The organism is uncultured Sneathiella sp., assembly GCF_963973085.1.
Taxonomy (GTDB): domain Bacteria; phylum Pseudomonadota; class Alphaproteobacteria; order Sneathiellales; family Sneathiellaceae; genus Sneathiella.
The window spans coordinates 62023-77867 of sequence record NZ_CAXAXA010000003.1; the positions used below are offsets into that span (position 1 = coordinate 62023).

At 54.7% G+C, this 15845-nt stretch carries 17 protein-coding genes; 6 read left to right on the forward strand and 11 right to left on the reverse strand.

The features are described from left to right. Positions 1-45: 45 nt before the first annotated feature. Positions 46-603 (forward strand): TlpA disulfide reductase family protein, encoded by a 558-nt coding sequence (locus AACZ19_RS08250; RefSeq protein WP_339632857.1) that lies wholly within the window; start codon positions 46-48, stop codon positions 601-603. Here the strand turns inward: AACZ19_RS08250 and AACZ19_RS08255 are convergent. From AACZ19_RS08255 to AACZ19_RS08270, 4 genes are read right to left on the reverse strand one after another with little or no spacing between them, the layout of a single operon-like run. After that, entirely contained in the window at positions 598-912 is a 315-nt protein-coding gene (locus AACZ19_RS08255; protein WP_339632859.1) for a hypothetical protein, read from the reverse strand. The genes AACZ19_RS08250 and AACZ19_RS08255 overlap by 6 nt on opposite strands. Continuing rightward, positions 909-1493 carry a TetR/AcrR family transcriptional regulator gene (locus AACZ19_RS08260; protein WP_339632861.1) on the reverse strand — a complete coding sequence of 195 codons (585 nt, stop codon included), beginning with the start codon at positions 1491-1493 and terminating at the stop codon, positions 909-911. The genes AACZ19_RS08255 and AACZ19_RS08260 overlap by 4 nt, the downstream gene beginning before the upstream one ends. Before the next feature lie 42 nt (positions 1494-1535). After that, positions 1536-2402, reverse strand: coding sequence for an SDR family oxidoreductase (locus AACZ19_RS08265; protein WP_339632862.1), 867 nt, complete (start codon positions 2400-2402; stop codon positions 1536-1538). A gap of 1 nt (position 2403) precedes the next feature. After that, positions 2404-3129, reverse strand: a complete 726-nt coding sequence (locus tag AACZ19_RS08270) for an SIMPL domain-containing protein (protein ID WP_339632864.1) — start codon at positions 3127-3129, stop codon at positions 2404-2406. 72 nt (positions 3130-3201) lie between these two features. Here AACZ19_RS08270 and AACZ19_RS08275 point away from each other — a divergent pair, with 72 nt between their 5' ends. Continuing rightward, complete coding sequence (locus AACZ19_RS08275) at positions 3202-3984, forward strand: hypothetical protein (RefSeq protein WP_339632865.1); 783 nt, start codon at positions 3202-3204, stop codon at positions 3982-3984. 5 nt (positions 3985-3989) lie between these two features. On the opposite strand, the gene AACZ19_RS08280 is transcribed toward AACZ19_RS08275, so the two are convergent. The 4 genes from AACZ19_RS08280 to AACZ19_RS08295 form a co-directional block, all read right to left on the reverse strand. Further along, positions 3990-5492 (reverse strand): YifB family Mg chelatase-like AAA ATPase, encoded by a 1503-nt coding sequence (locus AACZ19_RS08280; RefSeq protein ID WP_339632867.1) that lies wholly within the window; start codon positions 5490-5492, stop codon positions 3990-3992. 110 nt (positions 5493-5602) lie between these two features. Next, positions 5603-6559, reverse strand: a complete 957-nt coding sequence (gshB, locus tag AACZ19_RS08285; protein ID WP_339632869.1) for a glutathione synthase — start codon at positions 6557-6559, stop codon at positions 5603-5605. Between the two features lie 76 nt (positions 6560-6635). After that, the gene (locus AACZ19_RS08290) at positions 6636-7229 is read right to left on the reverse strand and encodes a BON domain-containing protein (protein ID WP_339632871.1); all 594 of its coding nucleotides are present in this window, start codon (positions 7227-7229) and stop codon (positions 6636-6638) included. Positions 7230-7298: 69 nt separating this feature from the next. After that, complete coding sequence (locus AACZ19_RS08295; RefSeq protein ID WP_339632872.1) at positions 7299-7688, reverse strand: YraN family protein; 390 nt, start codon at positions 7686-7688, stop codon at positions 7299-7301. 119 nt (positions 7689-7807) lie between these two features. On the opposite strand from AACZ19_RS08295, the gene AACZ19_RS08300 reads away from it, so the two are divergent. Further along, positions 7808-9262, forward strand: a complete 1455-nt coding sequence (locus tag AACZ19_RS08300; protein ID WP_339632873.1) for a penicillin-binding protein activator — start codon at positions 7808-7810, stop codon at positions 9260-9262. Here AACZ19_RS08300 and hemW read toward each other — a convergent pair. The 3 genes from hemW to rph are packed head-to-tail and all read right to left on the reverse strand — an operon-like array spanning position 9254 to position 11749. Beyond that, complete coding sequence (gene hemW, locus AACZ19_RS08305) at positions 9254-10435, reverse strand: radical SAM family heme chaperone HemW (protein WP_339632875.1); 1182 nt, start codon at positions 10433-10435, stop codon at positions 9254-9256. The genes AACZ19_RS08300 and hemW overlap by 9 nt on opposite strands. Beyond that, entirely contained in the window at positions 10413-11036 is a 624-nt protein-coding gene (rdgB, locus tag AACZ19_RS08310; RefSeq protein ID WP_339632877.1) for an RdgB/HAM1 family non-canonical purine NTP pyrophosphatase, read from the reverse strand. The genes hemW and rdgB overlap by 23 nt, the downstream gene beginning before the upstream one ends. Continuing rightward, positions 11033-11749, reverse strand: a complete 717-nt coding sequence (gene rph, locus AACZ19_RS08315; RefSeq protein ID WP_339632878.1) for a ribonuclease PH — start codon at positions 11747-11749, stop codon at positions 11033-11035. The genes rdgB and rph overlap by 4 nt, the downstream gene beginning before the upstream one ends. Positions 11750-11877: 128 nt before the next feature. Between rph and hrcA the strand changes: the two genes are divergently transcribed. The 3 genes from hrcA (at position 11878) to dnaK (ending at position 15800) form a co-directional block, all read left to right on the forward strand. Next, positions 11878-12906, forward strand: a complete 1029-nt coding sequence (hrcA, locus tag AACZ19_RS08320; protein WP_339632879.1) for a heat-inducible transcriptional repressor HrcA — start codon at positions 11878-11880, stop codon at positions 12904-12906. Between the two features lie 12 nt (positions 12907-12918). Beyond that, entirely contained in the window at positions 12919-13563 is a 645-nt protein-coding gene (gene grpE / locus AACZ19_RS08325) for a nucleotide exchange factor GrpE (RefSeq protein ID WP_339632881.1), read from the forward strand. A 317-nt stretch (positions 13564-13880) separates the two neighbouring features. After that, on the forward strand, positions 13881-15800 hold the full coding sequence (dnaK, locus tag AACZ19_RS08330; RefSeq protein ID WP_339632882.1) for a molecular chaperone DnaK: 1920 nt from the start codon (positions 13881-13883) through the stop codon (positions 15798-15800). Positions 15801-15845 lie beyond the last annotated feature (45 nt).

Sequence of the window (15845 nt, forward strand, 5' to 3'; positions counted from 1 at the left end):
CGCTTTGTAACAATTGGACGTAAGACAATTAAAATGATCAGACCCATGAAATTCACAAGCCTGCTGTTCTTGCTTACATTTACAGGGCTTGTAGCGGGAACATCAACAGCTTTCTCTGAAAATATGGATGGATTACTCACTGGCGAGATGCAGAATTTCGCCCCTTACGACACGCCGCGCCCGTTCAAGGATTTTACTTTTCTGAATGCTGATGGTGAACAGGAACGTATTTCAGACTATCAGGGCAAAGTCATACTGCTGAATTTCTGGGCGACATGGTGCGCGCCCTGCCGTAAGGAAATGCCAAGTCTGGATCGTTTACAGGGAACGCTTGGCGGCGATGACTTTGAAGTTCTCGCGATCGGACAGGATCTTCAGGGAATGGGGAAAGTGACGGATTTCTTCACCAAGCTCGGCATCCAGAATCTGGTGGCCCTGAATGACAAGACGGTCAAATCAGGTCGAGGGGCCGGCGTGTTCGGTTTGCCCGCCAGCATCCTCTTGAACCGGGAGGGAGAGGAAATCGGACGTCTTGTCGGCCCGGCGGAGTGGGATACACCGGAGGCGATGGCCTTAATCAGGCATGTTATTGCCGAGTCATGAAGACGGCGGCGGACCGTCTTTCCGGCGTTTGATCAGATAAAGCCGGAACACCCGCTCCACACCCCAACTGATCGCCAGATATAGTGCCGCATTTGCAAGCGTCACAATCATCAGATCAGCGCCAAGCCCGTAATCTTGCTTCTCAACACCGATATAAAACTGGAAGGCCAATATAAGGAAGAGGCCCGCACCGGCAATCGATCCGACCAGCAGCCGCAGTTTCCCATCTGTCCAGGGTACCGCCATCAGGCACAGGAAAGTCGCCGCCTGAAATACTGCCGCCCAAAGATCAACACCGAGTTCTGTCATTCGCTGTCAAGAACCGTCAACGCCACATCGACCATCGGACGAAGCAGTGCCTCATTCGGATTGACCTTGCCGATAACGCGAATTCCTTGCATGACGCCCACAAAAAAGGCGGCAAGCGAGGCTGCGTCCCGTTTTGACTTGAACTCACCTTCCCGCTGTCCGCGCTCTATCAACTCTTTCAGGGCCGTTTCCATATCCTCGAAGAAAATACGGACCCTGTCCGCACATTCGTCATCGCGGGAACAGAGCTCAACTGCCGCATTCGTCATGAAGCAGCCCCGGCGTTTGGGGTCCATGACTTGCTTTTGCGTAAAAACATACATGAATTTGGAAAGAATCTCGCGCGGATCGCCTTTTTGCCGCAGCACATCCGTACGAAGCAACGCGCCGGTACCATACTGGTCCAGCGCTGCGAGATACAGGCTGTGCTTGTCACCAAACGTGTCATAAAGGCTGCCGCGATTAATGCCCATGCAATCGACAAGGTCCTGAATGGACGTCGCCTCATAGCCTTTCGCCCAGAAAGCTTGCATCGCCTTATCCAGCGCTTCTTCGCGATTGAAGCATTTTGTTCGTGCCATATACCGATCCGTCCGGCGACCTGATTACAGTCTGAAGAATAATTATATACGGGTTTCCCCGGGAAGCAAAGCCGCCAACCCTTCCCTATATGTAGGAAATTTGAGGGAAATCCCAAGTTCCGACTTGATTTTGCTATTTCCGACACGCTTGCTGTCCGAATAGAAGCTCCGCGCCATCGGGCTTAAATCAGCCACATCGAAATCAACCAGCGGCGGCGGCGTTATGCCAAGCAATTCCGCTGCATGGCTGACAACTTCCTGTGGCGGCGCCGGTTCGTCATCCGCCACGTTATAAATTGCGCCCGGATTAGGTTTTTTCATCGATGCGACAAGAATCGCCGCCAGATCGGCCACATGAATGCGCGAGAAAACCTGACCGGGTTTTTCAATACGCCGGGCTTTCCCGTTTTTTAAAGACACAAGCTGGTTCCTGCCCGGGCCGTAGATGCCCGGAAGCCGGAAAATATGCAGCGGCAACCCACGGGTTTCATACAGGCCGCGCCAGGCCTTTTCTGCCAGCATTCGTCTCTCCCCGCGCTTGCCTGAGGGGTTATACGGGCTTTCCTCGTCAACCCAGCCGCCGTCAAGATCGCCATAGACCCCGGTCGTAGAGAGATAGCCGATCCATTTCAGGTTCGGTAGACTTACGATCTGCTCCCTCATTTCATCATAGACTGGATCACCAAGGTCATCCGGCGGGATCGAGAGAAGAATATGGCTGACTTCCTTTGTCAGGTTTGAGAAATCCGGTATCGGCGATCCACGTCGAAATGGAAAAATCGAGAATTCACTCGTTTCTCCGTCCAAGGGAGGCGTTCGGCTTGTGCCCAACACCTCCCAATCCGGATAGTCTGCCGCAATCTGCCGCGCCGTGAAGCCGAGGCCGAAACAAAAAAGCTGCTGGGTCATTTTACTCCTGTGTAGTGGACTGATCCGACCGGCCAAGCATAACCCGCGCCGAAACCGATTGCTTTACGGAAACCAGAAGTTCCGCCCCACCCTGCGGCGCCGGGGCAGACTCTGCGGCACCGGATTTCATCATCATGGGGCGAGAGACCGCATCCATGGTCTGCATCGGGTATATCTGCACAAAATCGACATTGCGGACATGGTAGTCGGCTCCCGGCATCACCTTATTCAGCCTCGCGACCTCATCGAGAGCCTGCTGATATATCTGCGCCCTCAGGTCAGCCCGAAGCGTCTCAAACTCTTCAAGCGACGGCGTGAAGTCGACATCGGAAATCGTTACCTTATAGCCCGGGCTGCTCGTCTCTTTCGCGCGGTCCTGCAGCCCTGCGAGCTTCGCCTCCGGAATGCGGGCCTCCGCACTGACGTACCAGCGGTTCAGGCCAGTCTGGTCAAGTTGCTGACGGGACGACGTAATGCGCCAGTCCACGTCGGACGCCAGCGCATTTAGCGATGAATCAATCCGGTTTTTAAGCTCCGCCGCATCTTCCTGCTGCTGCACCAGTTCTACATAGACTGACACCCGAGCCGTATCGGTTTTCACCCATCCTTCAGTCGTCAGGTTCAACACGACCTGATCCTGCTGGTTATGATATCTGTGGGGCATTTCTGCCGCTGCGAGGGGAATGATACTCAAAAAAGCGATAGTGGCGATAACCAGTCTGTTCATGCTAGAACTCCTAATATAGTCAATTTTATTTTTCGCATGTAGGGTCGAATCACGACCAATTTAAGGCATTTCATGTTCAGACGCTTTTTATCTGTATATCTCTTTCTAGCGTGCTCCGCCGTGGTTGTCCCGCTTATTGCGCAGGAAGCAGCGGCGTCCGACGGCGTGCGCACCCAGGAAAGCGAGTATGAAACATGCCTGACCCTAACCCGCCGGGAACCTCAAAAAGCCTTTGAATCGGCGCTTGCCTGGCGCGATTCCGGTGGCGGGTTTCCGGCCCGTCACTGCGTCGCTCTGGCACTGGTGGCCATGAAAAAATACAATCATGCCGCCATGACGCTTGAAGAACTGGCCGAAGACATGCAGTCTTCGGGCTCCGAACTGCTTGTCCCCGTCCTGATGCAGGCTGCCAATGTGTGGCTGCTCGGTGAGAATTACGGGCGGGCGGAAGCAATGGCAACTGCCGGGCTGACAATTGATCCGGAGAATATTGACCTGTTGATCGACCGGAGCCGCATTTATGCAAAAGTCGGTGAGTATCAGAAAGCCTTCGATGACCTGGACATTGCGCTAAAGCTTAATCCAGCGCGCAGCGATGCATTGACCTTCCGCGCAGCGGCATGGCGCCATCTTGGCGATAATGCAAGGGCTCTGGAAGATGTGGAGCTTGCGCTGTCCCTGAACCCCGACCTGCCCGATGCCCTGATCGAGCGCGGTATTCTCTATCAGACTGCCGGGAAACCCGATCTTGCCCGTAAGGACTGGCTTCAAGTGCTTGAGTTGGCAACCAACACCCCCGCCGGCGACGAAGCCCGCCGCCATCTCGAAGCCCTCGACGTCAATAAAGATAAATAGACCTTTTAACCGCCCATCGCCAACCGGCGCCGATATTCCAGCGCCTCCGCGATATGCGAACGGAGGACAGCTTCACTGTCTTCAAGATCCGCCAGGGTCCGCGCAACCTTCAGGACACGGTGGTAGCCACGGGCAGAAAGCTTCAATTTACCGATTGCATCCTGTAGAAGCGCTTTCGCGGATGTGTCTAAGATTACGAACCGCTCCAACACCTCCCCTTCCGCATCTGCATTCGTGCGAAGAGGTGTCGGATGATCAATATCCTGATACCGCCGACGCTGTATCTCCCGTGCCTTGGCGACCCGGGCGGCAACCATTTGCGACGTTTCCGTCGGCGGCGGCAACGTCAAATCCGCCGCGGAGACCGCAGGGACGTCAATATGGATATCAATACGATCCAACATGGGGCCGGAAATACGGGAGCGATATTCCATGGCGCATTTCGGGACACGCGCACAGGCCTGGGCCGGGTCATCCAGATGACCGCAGCGGCAGGGATTCATCGCCGCAATGAGCTGCATCCGCGCCGGGTACGTCACATGCAGATTGGCGCGGGCAACAACGGCCTTGCCAACCTCGACCGGCTGACGAAGAGATTCCAGAACCTGACGGTTGAATTCCGGCAGTTCGTCAAGAAAGAGAACGCCGAGATGGGCAAGCGAGACTTCCCCCGGCTTTGCCCCCCGGCCACCGCCCACCATCGCCGCGACAGAGGCGGAATGATGCGGATCGCGAAAAGGACGGCGGCGAGAGAGCCGCCCCTCTTTCATTTCCCCGGCGATGCTGGAAATCATGTTCACCTCCAACGCCTCGGCAGCATCTAACGGTGGAAGAAGCCCAGGCATCCGCGCCGCCAGCATTGACTTGCCGGAACCGGGCGGCCCCGTCATCAGCAGGTTATGGCCGCCCGCCGCCGCAACCTCCAGCGCCCGCTTGGCGGTTTCCTGACCCTTGATATCCTCAAGTTTCAGGAAAAGCTCTTCCTCGATAATCTCCCCATGCTGCGGCGGCGTAAGAACCTGATTTCCCTTGAAATGATTAATCAGGGACAGCAAATTGGACGGGGCCAGCACCTCCAGATCACCCGCCCACGCCGCCTCGGCACCCGACGCGGCCGGACAGATGATATTCCTGTCTTCGCCTACGGCGGCGACAGCGGCGGGCAGCACCCCGCTTACCGGATTGCAGCTGCCGTCCAGCGACAATTCCCCCAGCACATAATATTCCTCCAGCTCATCGGCTGGAAGGATACCCATTGCCGTCAGGATCCCCAGCGCAATCGGAAGGTCATAATGCGCGCCCTCTTTCGGCAGGTCCGCGGGCGCAAGGTTGATCGTAATACGTTTAGGCGGCAACCCGATGCCAAGGGAGGTGAGCGCGGCACGCACCCGCTCCTTACTCTCCGCAACGGATTTATCGGCAAGACCGACGATGGTGAATGCCGGGAGCCCTGACGCCATCATCACCTGGACGTCCACCTCCCGCACCTCAAGCCCTTGAAAGGCCACGGTCTTGATCCTTGCCTGCATGTCAACTTTCGCACGTTAAAATTTCATGCGTTAAACGTTATCACGCGTTTAAAGAATATTCATGGTTAAAATTCAGGGAGGACGGAAGGTCAGCGGAGGGAGTTATTGCTCACCTTTTCTTCGAGACAATCCCATATCGTTGCCTCCAGCCTCACATCATCGAAACGGTTTATCTCCTGAAGGCCGGTTGGGGACGTGACATTGATCTCCGTCAGATAGTCGCCGATGACATCAATTCCGACAAAAATGAGACCCTGTTCCTTCAGCGCCGGGCCAATCGCACGGCAGATTTCTGTCTCACGCGTGGTGAGAACGGATTTCACGGCCTTGCCCCCGACATGCATGTTGGAGCGAACCTCCCCTGCCTGCGGTACGCGGTTGATGGCGCCGACCGGTTCCCCATCAACAAGAATGATCCGCTTGTCGCCTACTCGCACTTCGGGAAGATATTTCTGGACAATCATCGGCTCTCGGTAGAATTGGGTGAACATCTCACAGAGAGCCGTCAGGTTCTCATCATCCGGCTTGATATGAAAGACGCCTGCACCGCCATTGCCATAGAGAGGCTTGACGATTATGTCCTTGAATTCGGACCGAAACTCCTTGATTTCTGCAAGGTTGGAAGAAATCAGCGTTGGCGGCATGATGCCGTCAAAATGCGTGACAAACAGTTTCTCAGGCGCGTTGCGGACGCTCACCGGATCATTGACAACTAACGTTTGCGGATGGATATGCTCCAGCAGGTGGGTCGCCGTGATATAGGACATGTCAAACGGCGGATCCTGCCGCATCAACACCACATCCATGGTTGCGAGGTCAACCCGCTCAATAGTTCCCGCCGTAAAATGATTACCCGGCTCACGGCGCAGGGTTATTGGGCGGACATTGGCCACGATCCGCCCTTGCGAGAAAGACATGTCCTGCGGTCCATAGTGAAACAGGCCATGGCCGCGCGCCTGCGCCTCGAGCCCGAGAACGAAGCTGCTGTCCCCTTTAATATCAATACTCTCAATGGGGTCCATCTGTATGGCTACGGCAAGACTCATTTTCCCGACTTTCTTGTTAAATTTATGCGCCGCTTTTCTATTGATAGCAGGAAGTTATCCTGCCCGCGCCCATTCATCAAGCCGAGTTAAGTTCCGATTTCATTTTTACATAGCTGACAATATGACGAACGCCGGAGATTTCCTTGGCGTGGTTTTTAACACGCTGCAACTCCGCCTCATTCTGGGCAATCCCCATCAGATATACCGTTCCGTTTACGGTTTCGACGGAATAGTTGATGTTGAGAATTTCCGCGTCACGCAAAAGCTTTAGCTTCAGTTTGGTCGTAATCAGGCTATCGGATGCGAAGTTCGAGAGTGACTCGCTTCCGGCTACCGTCACATCGTTATGAACCTCCTTTACACCTTTCACGCCCCAGACAAGTTTTGTGAGCATCAGCCGGTCTTCCGGCGTCGGCACTTCTCCGGTTATTAATACCGTCCCGTCGATGACGGTCGTCGATGTCGAGGTGAAGATCGGCTCGCTCTTTTGGAATATGGCATTGGCGATCTGCACCTTGATGGTAGCATCATCTACCACGGTGCCGACGGAACGTTCTTCCGCAACTGCAACGCCGCCAATCGCCGCGCCGCCCAGAATTACAGTCGGGGTACAGCCGCTCAGGAAAGTGAGTGCAAAGAGAGTGAGAAAAGCAGAAGCAACATATTTCATTCCGGTACGCCTTTAACTATGATTATACAACTACTATAAAACCAATTTCATCTGGTTGAAAGGCCCTGTTCAGGTGATTTCCCATGCACCTTCAATATGACGGGGCCATCGCCAGAAGGAGGTAACAAGCAACACATCGAAGCGCAGAGAATACTCACGGAATTTTGGCCTTTCCATGACGAAAGCTTCGAGAGCGCGGGCAATGCGGCGTTTTTGTCGGTTGCTAATGGCCTCTGCGGCTTCATTGATTCGCGAACGTGATTTCACCTCAATGGCAACCAACAGCGAACCGCGCCGCGCGATAATGTCTATTTCACCAACGGGTTTGCGATAGCCTCTCGCCACAATATGGTAACCCTTGAGACGCAGCATGTTTGCCGCCAGCATTTCCGAAACGCGCCCACGGATATAGGCGCGTTGCCGTTTGCGCTTCGATGCCTCCATTGAACTATGTGCCAAAATGTCGCCCCATAAAGCGGATTATAATGTTGCGCTTAATAATTTACTTGCCCGTCTGCCGGACGTTACCTAGTCTTTCTGGTCAGGAACTCCAGAAAAAACACCAACGGAGCGGAAATTTGATTTCCCAAAACACCACGATGGCGTCACCTCCCAAGCTGAATTGGAAATCGCTGACGCATGTCATTCTTGTGGGCCTGCTTGCCCTCATCATATCTGCCTGCCAACCCGCAAGGACACTGGATACGGGACAAGATGATAGCACAAAGACACCACCGTCCCAAGAATTAGAAGACTTGCTTCCGCCCGAACAGACACCCTCGACAGAAGATCTATCGGACACCCCGACAGTTGACCCGCTAACACGGCTGATTGACCCCGCACCGCCAGTAACTGGCCTTAGGGCACCGCAGCTGACGGGCGCAGAGCCAGTCAAGATTGCCATTTTGCTCCCTCTCTCAGGATCGACAGCTGCAATCGGTAATGACCTGTTGCACGCCGCCAATATCGCACTCTTTGACCTCGCCAATACGGAACTGCAGCTCCTACCTTTCGACACCAAAGGAACGCCGCGCGGCGCGGAAAGCGCCGCGGCTGAAGCACTGGTCGCAGGGGCGCAATTGATTCTCGGTCCGCTTTTCTCGTCTTCCGTCGGCCCTGTTCGTGCCCTCGCGCAGGAACGCGGCGTCAATGTCATAACCTTTTCAACGGATACCACCGTTGCCGGTGACGGCGTCTATGTGATGGGCTTGACAGTCGGGCAGCAGATAAAACGGGCCATGGAGTTTGCCTATCGTCAGGGGCTTTTCAATTTCGCTGTACTCGCACCGGATTCACCATATGGAGATGCCGTCGTCAGGAATGTGGGCGAAACCACCGCCGCCCTTGGCCTCTCCCTCGACCGGACGGTTCGCTACCCGGTCAATGTCGCCTCTGGCTCGCAGGAGCTGCATGAAATCGCAAAAATACTGGGCGATTACGAACTCCGGCAACGGCAGCTTGCGAAAGAGATCGCACTCTATGAAAACCGCGAAGATGAAGAGTCCAAGGCACTTGTCAAACGATTGGAGAAACTGGATACGTTCGGTGAAGTATCTTTTGACGCCCTTATCATCCCGGAAGGTGGCGCACGGCTAAAGGAATTGGCTTCTCTGGTGTCCTATTATGACATTGACCCCGAGATAGTGCAGTTTATCGGCACCGGCCTTTGGGAGGATCCGTCCTTGTCCGCAGAACCCGCGCTTGTCGGCGGCTGGTTTTCCGCGCCCTCACCTAGTAGCGCCGCTGCCTTCAGGGAGCGGTTCAATAGTTTGTATGGATATCAGCCCTCCCGGATCGCCAGCCTGGCCTATGATGCCATGGCGCTGGCGGGCGTCATGGCCACGGATCCAAACGATATTCGTTTTACGCGCGAAGCTATCGAGAATCCAAGTGGCTACACCGGATATGACGGAATTTTCCGCTTTCCTGAAAATGGTATCGCGGAAAGAGGCCTTGCCGTTCTCGAGGTTGGGCCAAAAAGCCAGAGGGTTCTGGAGCCTGCACCAACCAGCTTTACCCCGGTCTTAAACTAGAATTTCCGGAAGCAGGCTGTTAAGGACGAGACGACCTTTCTTCGTCGCGCGGATTCGGTGGTCATCCTCGATCATCAATCCGGCCTCAACAAGCTGATCAAGCCGGTCACGCCTCAGGAAATGCGCCATAGGCATGCCGATGGCGGCGTCGAAATTCTCGTACCAAACACCCTCTTCAAGGCGCAATCCCATCAGCAGCATTTCCTCCGCCCGCTCCTCAGGTGAAGGAAGCGGGATAACGGTTTCCGCGCCTTGTCCGGCTGTCTCAACAGCCGCAAGCCATCTCTCCGGCCGTTTTTTTTGTTGATAGGCAGTGCGCACCCCCGCCTCTATGACACGCCCGTGAGCGCCCGGCCCAATCCCCAGATATTCGCCGTAGCGCCAATAGGTCAGGTTGTGGCGGCATTCAAATCCCGGACGCGCATGATTTGAAATTTCATAGGCCGGCCACCCCGCCTCAGCGCAGACGGACTGGGTTATTTCAAAGAGTGTCTCTGCCTTTTCTTCCGGCGGAATTTGAAATTCGCCGCGGCGCACTGCCCCGGCAAAGCCCGTATTCGGCTCTATCGTCAACTGATAGAGGGATAAGTGATTGCCCGCCAATGACAACGCCTGTTCAAGGTCCGCCCGCCATCCTTTTGGCGTCTGTCCCGGCAGGGCATAAATAAGATCGAAAGAAATATTCGAGAAATGCGCACGGGCAAGCTCTATGGCGTTCAGCGCCTCACTCACCGAATGCTCCCTTCCGAGGAATTTGAGCGCATCGTCACGCATCGACTGCACCCCGAGGGATAATCGCATCACCCCGGCCTGCCGATAGGCCGCGAAGGACGCCGCCTCGACGGAGGTCGGGTTTGCTTCCAATGTAATCTCAATGTCGTCAGCAAAAATAAAATGCCGCCTTGCGCCATCTATGAGTGCCGAGACCGTTTCCGGCTCCATAAGGGAGGGGGTGCCGCCCCCGAAGAAAATGCTTGTCAGTTTTTTTGGCGAAACCCGCGTCGCAAACCAGTCGAGTTCTGCCAGCAACGCCGCCGTCCAGCGTTTTTGGTTGACAGCTTCGCGGACATGGCTGTTAAAATCACAATAGGGGCATTTTTTTCGGCAAAACGGCCAGTGAAAGTAGAGACCAAAACCGGGATCAGGTGCCCTATTTTTGTTTGAAGCAGGCATCTATCAACTGCCGAAACGCATCCGCCCGATGGCTCATGGCATGTTTCGCCTCAGGCTCCATCTCCGCAAACGTCATGTCATAGCCATTTGGAACGAACATTGGGTCATAACCAAAACCTTTGTTACCGCGCGGAGGCCAGATCGCCGTCCCCTCCACCCGGCCCTCAAAGCTTTCCACATGCCCATCCGGCCAGGCAAGGGTAAGCGCGCAGATGAACTGGGCCGCCCGTGCCTTTGGCGTCATGGCGCCCTTCTTTTCAAGCTCGTCTTCGACTTTGCGCATCGCAAGGGAAAAATCTTTTCCCGGCCCCGCCCAGCGGGCAGAATAAATACCGGGCGCGCCGTCCAGCGCCTCCAGTGCAAAACCGGAATCATCGCTCAACGCCAGCATATTGGCGCCGCGGGCAGAGGCAAGCGCCTTTATCTCCGCATTGGCAATGAAACTGTCGCCATCTTCCACGGGTTCGGGAAGGCCAAGACTCCCTGCGGAAATTGGCTCTACATCAAATGGCGCAAGCAAATCGCTAATTTCCCGCAACTTACCCGGATTATGACTGGCGACAACGAGCTTGCCTCCCTCAAATTTCCGGCGTTCCCTCAAAGACCAAGAGCCTCGCGCTGCAGGGTGCAAAGTTCCTTCACTCCTTTTTTTGCTAATGCGAAAAGGGAAGCAAATTCAGCTTCACTGAAGGGATTCTCTTCTGCGGTGCCCTGTATCTCGATGATCTGTCCGTCTGATGTGAGGACAAAATTCGCATCCGCTTGCGCATTGCTGTCTTCGGGATAATCAAGATCAAGCACTGGCGTGCCCTTGTAAATGCCGCAGGAAACCGCCGCGACTTGTCCCTTCATTGGAACTTCAAGGATTTTCCCCTGCTCTACCAGCGTTTCGAATGCCTGATAAAGCGCAACATATGCCCCGGTGATGGAAGCCGTGCGTGTACCGCCGTCAGCCTGGATAACATCGCAATCGACCGTGATCTGCCGCTCGCCAAAGCCCTCTATATTCACCAGCGCGCGAAGCGACCGCCCGATAAGGCGCTGGATTTCAACGGTTCGGCCCTGCTGCTTTCCGCGCGCCGCCTCACGTCCCATGCGCGATCCGGTGGAACGTGGCAGCATGCCATATTCCGCTGTCACCCATCCCTTGCCGCTATTGCGCAGAAATGGAGGAACTCTCTCCTCGATACTGGCGGTGCATAACACATGGGTATCCCCACATTTGATGAAGCAGGACCCTTCTGCATTCTTCGCATAGCCGGGTTCCATGATGATGTTGCGAAGTTGATCGTTGTCTCGACCGGAGGGGCGCATAAATCTTCCTTTATCTGGGATTCAAGTTTGGCGCCTGTTGTACCTGCTGCACCAGATTGACGCAAGCCTCCCGCGTCACTACATTCATGCAGGATAACTGGACTATTCTGGTTCATAGTGAAAGCAAGATGACAATTCAGGAACTCAACGAGCGGAGCCGCACAGTCTTCCGGCATATAGTCGAAACTTATATGCAAACGGGGGAGCCTGTCGGCTCGCGTACCCTGTCACGTATCACGGACCTTGATCTCTCCGCGGCGTCAATCCGCAATGTAATGGCGGACCTGGTGGACGGCGGACTTTTATACTCCCCCCATACCTCTGCCGGTCGGCTCCCAACCCAGCAAGGGCTAAGGCTTTTTGTGGACGGTATCCTTGAGCTTGGCAACCTGACGGAAAGCGAACGCGCGGACATCAAGGCCAGATGCGCCGTGGATGGCCGTAATTTCGAAGAAATGTTGACAGAAGCCTCCTCCATGCTGTCCGGCCTGTCGAACTGCGCTTCGCTGGTGATCGCGCCGAAAAGTGACAGCTCCGTCAAACAGATTGAGTTCGTCCGTCTCGGCATCGATCGCGCATTGGTCATCATCGTCACGGCGGATGGCATGGTGGAGAACCGGGCGATAGAATTGCCCCCTGGCCTCACCGACTCCGCCCTTCGCGAGGCGGCGAATTACCTGACGACACGTTTGGCCGGACGCACACTGCAGGCGACTAAAAGCGAGATCCAGCGGGAACTGGATAGCCATCAGGCACAACTCGACGAACTGACACAGGATCTGATCGCTCATGATATTGCGAGTTGGGGCGGCCGGGAGACATTGATTGTCCGCGGCCACTCCAACCTCCTTCAGAATGTGCAAGCCCTTGAAGATCTTGAGAAAATAAAGGACCTGTTTGACACTCTTGAAGTCAAGAAAGAGCGGATTAAATTATTGGAACTGGCCGAGAGCGGACGCGGCGTGAAAATATTTATTGGCTCCGAGAACAATCTTTTCTCGCTTTCAGGGACATCAATGATTATTTCTCCCTATCAGAACAGTCAGGATCAGGTCGTCGGCGCTATCGGTGTGATTGGTCCGACGAGATTGAACTACGCCCGTATCGTCCCGATGGTGGACTATACGGCAAAAGTGATTGGTAAATTGCTGGATTAGGATACAGACGGAATGAATGAGTCAAAACAGCAGCCCCTGAATGAACAGGAAGACGGCAAGAAGATGTCAAATGAAGCGGAGACCGATGTGCAGGCGGCGGAAGCCGGGGGAAAAGCAGCCCTTGAAGCCGAGGCGGCGGAAGGAACGGAGCAAGAGGATATTCTTGCTATAAAAGATGCCGAAATCGCGGAGCTTAAGGACAAGCTCCTTCGTGCCATGGCAGATGTCGAGAATATGCGCCGTCGTGCTGAACGGGAAAAGCAGGACGCACATAGCTATGCCGTCACAAAATTCGCCCGGGACATTTTGGGTGTGGCAGACAATATGCGGCGGGCGATCGAGAGTATTCCGGATGAATCGCGCGCAAATCAGGATGTTAAAAACGTCCTGCCCGGCATTGAAATGACCGAATCCGAGCTGTTGAACACGCTGGAAAAGCACCAGATCCGCAAGATTGACCCGAAAGGCGAGAAATTCGACCCGAACCTTCACCAGGCAATGTACGAAATTGAGGATCCGTCAGTGGAACCCGGAACCATTCTGCAAGTGACACAATCGGGCTATGTAATCGCTGACCGTCTTTTGCGCCCGGCGATGGTAGGCGTTGCAAAAGGTGGACAAAAGCGCAGCGAAGCCCGTGTTGATGAGAAGGTTTAGCGCCAGATAGAAGTCTATAGTGCCCGGGGGCGTCCCTTCCCCCGGTAACCATCAGTACTGAAAAAAACTGCCCCGATCGGGTGATCGCACTGGGGAGAGCAAGATATAGATGGTTAAAACACAGCTTCAATGCAAAGGCACACGCAATTATGTCGCGAGCGAATCTGCGTTAATGACAAAGAGCGACCATTCCAGCCCTTGCACTGAATTTATTTCGAACATATATAAGCGGCAACAGACTTCACAGTTTTAAATCCTGGGGATCACTGTGGTGCATGAAGTGGCTGCAATGATCTGCCAATACCAAAGAGGATATGATGGCTAAAGTAATTGGAATTGACTTAGGAACGACCAACTCCTGCATCGCCGTTATGGACGGCAAAAATGCGAAGGTAATTGAAAACTCGGAAGGCGCGCGCACGACGCCGTCAATGGTTGCCTTTACGGAAGACGGCGAAAAGCTCGTCGGCCAGTCGGCAAAACGCCAAGGCGTGACCAACCCGCAAAACACCTTTTTTGCAATCAAGCGTCTCATCGGACGTCGGTTTGATGACAAGACAACCCAAAAAGACCGGGAAATGGTCCCTTACGAGATCGTCAAGGCGGACAACGGGGATGCCTGGGTTGAGTCCCGCGGCGAAAAATACTCACCGAGCCAAATCTCGGCTTTCATCCTTCAGAAAATGAAGGAAACAGCAGAAAGCTATCTTGGCGAAAATGTCACTCAGGCTGTGATCACGGTTCCGGCCTACTTTAACGACGCCCAGCGTCAGGCAACGAAGGACGCCGGTAAAATTGCCGGGCTTGAAGTCCTGCGTATTATCAACGAGCCGACGGCCGCTGCCCTTGCCTATGGCATGGACAAGGCGAACCAGACCGTTGCTGTTTACGACTTGGGTGGTGGTACCTTTGACGTGTCCATCCTTGAAATCGGCGATGGCGTCTTTGAAGTGCGCTCAACCAACGGTGACACCTTCCTCGGCGGTGAGGACTTCGACCTCAAGCTGGTCGACTATCTCGCCGATGAGTTCAAGAAGGAACAGGGCATTGACCTGCGTTCTGACAAGATGGCGCTGCAACGCCTGAAAGAGGCTGCGGAAAAAGCGAAGATCGAGCTTTCCTCTTCCCAGTCCACGGAGATTAACCTGCCCTTTATTACAGCGGATGCCTCCGGGCCGAAGCATATGCAGCTGAAGCTGACACGGTCGCAGTTCGAGCATCTGGTGGAAGACCTGATCAAGCGCACTCTCGCGCCGTGTGAAAAGGCTCTGAAAGATGCAGGCCTGCAAAAGGGTGAAATCGACGAAGTCATTCTCGTCGGTGGTATGAGCCGGATGCCCAAGGTTATCGACGCGGTTAAAAACTTCTTCGGCCGGGAACCTCATAAGGGCGTGAACCCGGACGAAGTTGTCGCCATCGGTGCCGCTATTCAGGCCGGTGTGCTGCAAGGTGACGTGAAAGATGTTCTGCTGCTTGACGTAACCCCGCTGTCGCTGGGTATTGAAACGCTCGGGGGTGTCTTTACCCGTCTGATCGACCGTAATACGACGATCCCGACGAAGAAGAGTCAGACTTTTTCGACCGCCGAGGACAACCAGCAGGCTGTGACCATTCGGGTGTTCCAGGGTGAACGTGAAATGGCCGCGGACAACAAGTTGCTTGGTAACTTCGACCTGACAGAAATTCCGGGTGCGCCGCGCGGTGTCCCGCAGATTGAAGTCACCTTCGATATCGATGCAAACGGCATTGTCAATGTCTCGGCAAAGGATAAGGGCACGGGCCGGGAGCAGAAAATCCAGATTCAGGCCTCCAGTGGCTTGAGCGAAGCCGATATCGACCAGATGGTCAAGGACGCGGAAGAGCACGCCGCCGAAGACAAAGCCCGCAAGGAGAAGGTTGAAGTTGTCAATCAGGCCGACAGCCTCGTCCATGCAACGGAGAAAACGCTTGAGGAAGCGGGCGATAAAGTCGGTGACGACGTGAAAGCCCCGATCGAAAGCGCGCTTACGGAGCTGAAGGAAGCCAAGGACGGTGACGATGTCGAGGCTATCAAGGCGAAAATGGAAGCTCTCCAAGCTGCGTCCATGAAACTCGGTGAAGCATTGTATGCGCAGTCGCAAGGTGATGCTGAGGCCGGGGCCGAAGGAAGCTCAGGCCAGGAAGAGAGCAGTTCTTCGGATGATGATGTCGTTGATGCCGACTTCGAAGAAGTCGACGACGACAAGAAAGATAAATAAGGGTTTTGTTAGGGGAAACCCGCTAGAATCCTATCTTCTAACATA